The organism is Clostridium boliviensis, assembly GCF_033342255.1.
Classification (GTDB): Bacteria; Bacillota; Clostridia; order Lachnospirales; family Lachnospiraceae; genus Lacrimispora; species Lacrimispora boliviensis.
This window is the reverse complement of sequence record NZ_JAWONS010000138.1, coordinates 1-3,004: the sequence shown is the minus strand read 5'-3', so window position 1 is coordinate 3,004 and position 3,004 is coordinate 1. Positions and strand designations below refer to the sequence as shown.

Annotated in this window: 3 protein-coding genes; all 3 read left to right on the top strand. The window is 43.5% G+C overall.

The features are described 5' to 3' along the window. The first annotated feature begins 173 nt into the window (after nt 1-173). The 3 genes from tnpA (at nt 174) to tnpC (ending at nt 2,945) form a co-directional block, all read left to right on the top strand. Entirely contained in the window at nt 174-560 is a 387-nt protein-coding gene (gene tnpA, locus RZO55_RS10060; protein WP_318064150.1) for an IS66 family insertion sequence element accessory protein TnpA, read from the top strand. Continuing rightward, the gene (tnpB, locus tag RZO55_RS10055; protein WP_318064149.1) at nt 554-910 is read left to right on the top strand and encodes an IS66 family insertion sequence element accessory protein TnpB; all 357 of its coding nucleotides are present in this window, start codon (nt 554-556) and stop codon (nt 908-910) included. The genes tnpA and tnpB overlap by 7 nt, the downstream gene beginning before the upstream one ends. A gap of 292 nt (nt 911-1,202) precedes the next feature. Next, a complete protein-coding gene (gene tnpC / locus RZO55_RS10050; RefSeq protein WP_318064148.1) occupies nt 1,203-2,945 on the top strand; it encodes an IS66 family transposase in 1,743 nt (580 codons plus the stop codon). The last annotated feature ends 59 nt before the right edge of the window (nt 2,946-3,004 follow it).

Below are 3,004 nucleotides of genomic sequence, written 5' to 3'. Positions count from 1 at the left end.
GGTAAGCGATGAATAACCTGCCGTTCCACAAATTCCTCCATCTATGAAATAATAGAGACAACTAGGAGGGGCTCTATTCAAATCGGTTCTCGATTGACTACTTTGTATTCGTTCACTACAATTCTTCGAATCAAGTGCTCGACTTCTCCATAAAAGGAAGGAGATCATTGCCAATGAATGATAACCAAAGAAATGCCAGACGAACGGATCAGGAATGGATCAATCTGATACAGGAATGCCGCACAAGTGGTCTTGGGGACAAAGACTGGTGTGAACAGCATGGTATTCCAATCAGCACATTTTATACGAAGATAACAAGGCTCCGCCAAAAGGCCTGTGAGATACCAGCAGCCAAGCATCGTATTATCAGGAAAAGCCAGCAGGTAGTTCCTCTTCCAATTATAGATGAATTACCAAAACCCTGTTGGAATGGGGATCCTGATGTCAGGACTTCTCCAGCTGTGATCTTAAAAATCAATGATTACAGCATTGAAATTTCCAACCACGCCGCCAGAGATACGATATTAAATACTCTTTCTGTGCTGCAACAGCTATGCTAGGCGAATTATCCGGAGTTGCCAAGATTTTTATTATTACCGGACGTACTGATATGAGACGCAGCATTGATGGCCTTATGGCAATTATCCGGGATACCTATGAAATGGATCCTTATGCAAATGCACTTTTTCTTTTCTGCGGGCGAAAGAAAAATACAATGAAAGCCTTACATTTTGATAAGGACGGGTTTGTCTTATATCTGAAAAGACTTGATAATGGCCGGTTTCAATGGCCAAAAGATGCTTCTGAAGTGCGCCCGCTTACAAGACAGGAATTCCGTTGGTTGATGGAAGGACTATCGATTGAACAGCCGAGAGCAATCAGGCCGATTATCCAGAAGAAAGACTTCTGATTTTGTGCATAATGGAGAAAATGAAAAAAATGATATCCGGTTAAACTTCCGTTTTTCTCCAGTTGTCCACACACTCCGGTCTGCATTTAAAGTTATCCGTGCATGAGACCGATGTACCAGAAATGAATGTGCATAAGTCTCTTGAAAATGCTCTAAAACAGCCTTTTTTCAAGGTTTCCCACCATTCTTCTTTTCGTCAGAATGACGGTGCGTATCTGACTGCACATTTGCCCATATCCTCATAATTCTTTATAATGTAAGAAGAATAAAAACTGGGGAGGCATGGTGCGTCATGGATGAAAAAAGTACTTTTGAACAGCAGATGAAACTGTTGCAGACAGTTATTGAACAGCAACAGGCTTATATCCAGGCACAGAATGCCCACATGGCGGAAAAGGATACCCGCATGGCGGAGAAAGATGAAACAATCGCCGAGCTGCGTAAACTTGTCGATGACCTTCAGTCGCTCAAAGTAAATCTAGAAGAAACATTAAAGGAACTACGCAGACAACTTTTTGGAACATCATCAGAAAAAATAACCTCTGAAGATAAAAATACGCAAGAGGCCACTTTCGTGGAAACAAAAGCTAAAATCATGGTAAAAGAACATACACGTGAACGCAAACCAAAAGCAAAGCGGGATGATATCTACGCGGGTCTGCCAATAAGGGAAGTGAAAATCCCGCTTATGGCTGATCAACGCCGGTGCGAATACTGCAACAGCGAAATGATAACGATTGGCTATACGCAGGTCCGGGAAGAGATCAGGATTACACCTGCCAAGGTGGAGAGAATACGCCTTATGCAGGAAGTTGCCATCTGTCCGGAATGCAAAAAGGATGGGGATGGAACCATTGTAAAGGCAAAAGTCTATCCTGCATTACTGCCACACAGTCCGGCATCTGCATCTTCCGTTGCCTATGTTATTTTTGAAAAGACATTTATGGGAATGCCTTATTACAGGCAGGAGTCCGGTATGGCCGAGCTAGGTTTCAAACTGCCAAGAGAAACTATGGCGAACTGGTTCATTTACTGTACAGAGCACTACTTTTATCCAATCTATGAAAGGATGCATGAGTGTCTGATTAAACGTGAAATTTTACATGCAGATGAAACCACCTGCCAGGTATTACGTGAGGATGGCCGGAGCGCGGAATCAACTTCCTATATGTGGATCTATCTGACCGGAAGTGACGGATTGCCACCGATAGTCCTCTACGATTATGCAGCGGGACGCAGTGGAACATATGCCAGGGACTTTCTGGAAGGATTCAATGGCCTTCTCCAATGCGATGGATATCAGGGCTATAATAAAGTGGAAGATGTTACTCTGGTCTGCTGTCTCGCTCACTGCCGCAGGAAGTTTTATGAAGCCATTCCAGCAGGGAGGAGAAAAGCCATAAAGCTTCTGGGTATCAATTCCAAAACACGGCTGGAGGATCCGGTCATTCCGGAGGAGAATGACCAGGAGAAACTGATACCAGCAGAGATTGGCCTTTCCTACTGTAATAAACTTTTCTACATAGAGCGGGAATTGAAAAATCTTCCGGCGGCTGAAAGAAAAGTAAAACGAGAGGAAAAGGAAACCGCTGTCTGGGCTGGTTTCTGGAAATGGATTAATTCCATCCATGCACTAGGTGGCAGCAAACTCGAAAAAGCGGTAAACTATGCCCTGAATCACCGGGAAACGCTTTGTAACTATATGAAAGATGGACGATGTGAAATCTCAAACAATGCTGCCGAACGAAAAGTCAAGAGCTATGCCATTGGACGCAAAGCATTTTTATTTCACACATCGGTTGCCGGGGCAAATGCCAGTGCAGTCATGTACAGCATGATTGAAACGGCAAAAGCAAACAACTTAAACGTGTTCCAGTATCTCTACATGGTACTTCTTTATATGCCGGACTACAAAAATGAGCCCGCAGGTATAGAAAAGCTGCTCCCATGGAGCGATTTTATGATGGAACATTGCACAGGTCTGATTGATGTTGAAACTATAACAGCAGAAAAGCATGAACCACTGCCGGTTTAGGGCTTTGGATACAAAGGGATCGTTGTATATATAATACGGCAGGTTATTCATCGCTTACC